The organism is Parasphingomonas frigoris (genome assembly GCF_036663815.1).
GTDB lineage: Bacteria > Pseudomonadota > Alphaproteobacteria > Sphingomonadales > Sphingomonadaceae > Sphingomonas.
Map to the genome: position 1 here is coordinate 1 of NZ_JAXOJQ010000066.1, position 1,186 is coordinate 1,186.

Genomic DNA, 1,186 nt, shown 5'->3' on the forward strand with positions numbered 1-1,186 from the left:
ATTTTCGTCGAACTCGGACTGGGACGGCAAGGCCTGACGCCGAAGGTGCTGGCGTGCACGCTGGTGAAGCTCGGTCCCGATCGGTTGATGGCCACGCTCGCCGACATCAGCCAGCAGGTCGTGCAGGAAAACCGCCTGCGCCAGGCGGATACCTGGTTTGCCACGTTGCTCGACGACGCCCAAGGCTATGCCGCGCTGACGATCACGCCGGAGGGCGAGATCGCGTCGGCCAATAGCTGCTTCCTGCGTCAGACGGGGCACGCACCGGCCGACGTCACCGGACATAACCTTGCCGATGTGCTGAGCACCGACGTGCCGGGGGACGACATGCGCCTCGACGAACAACTGGTGATCGCCGGTCGCGAGGGATGGCATCTGCAGGAGGGATGGCAGCGACGCGCGGATGGCGAACGCTATTGGTGCCAACGGCTGGTCGTCGCGCGGTCCAGCGCCGATCCCCTGAAACCGCGGCGGTTCTCGGTCGTGCTGCGCGACGTGCCGCGGCGCGAGGCGGCGACGGCGGATTTGCGGCGTCTGCTGACGTGCGATCACCTGACCGGCGCTGCCAACCGACGCCATTTCAGCCAGATGATGGCGAAAGCACAGGGACGCTGGCGCGACCTGCGCGAGCCGCTGTCGCTGATCGCGCTCGACCTGGACCATTTCAAGGCGGTCAACGACAGCCACGGACACTCCGCCGGCGACACGCTGCTGTGCCGGGTGACCGAGGTCTGCACCGCGCTGCTGCCGCCGAGCGGCATATTCGCGCGCTTGGGTGGCGAGGAGTTCGGCGTCCTGCTCCCCCGCCACCGCCTTGAACAGGCCATGGCGCTTGCCGAGCAACTGCGTGCCGAGATCGCGACCGTCGCGGTGGAAACGTCGGGGGGCGTGCTGCAAGTCACGGCCAGTCTCGGCTGCGCGACGCTGGAGGAGGCCGACGGATCGATCGACGCCTTGATCGCGCTGGCGGACAAGCGTCTTTATGCCGCCAAGCGGGCGGGCCGGAACCAGGTGTTCGATATCCGGTCCGACGTGGCGTGAAGATAGGGGGGCTGCGGCGATCCGCGGCGCACCGGATCGCCTGCGCGGTCGTAGCCGCGGAGGTGCGCCGTCTGCGGGATGGCGATGCGGCCCGTCTGCCGGCCCGGGACTGGCCCCAGGATATGCCGATCGGCGACGAGGGCCT

The 1,186-nt window shown here is 68.6% G+C and carries 1 protein-coding gene; it reads left to right on the forward strand.

Features of this window, described 5'->3' with window-relative positions:
• The first annotated feature begins 87 nt into the window (after positions 1-87).
• A complete protein-coding gene (locus tag U1872_RS22495) occupies positions 88-1,041 on the forward strand; it encodes a GGDEF domain-containing protein (RefSeq protein WP_332795079.1) in 954 nt (317 codons plus the stop codon).
• Positions 1,042-1,186 lie beyond the last annotated feature (145 nt).

Excerpts from the sequence above, each read along its gene's own strand:
- U1872_RS22495 (WP_332795079.1), top strand. The coding sequence starts at position 88 with ATGGCCACGCTCGCCGACATCAGCCAGCAGGTCGTGCAGGAAAACCGC.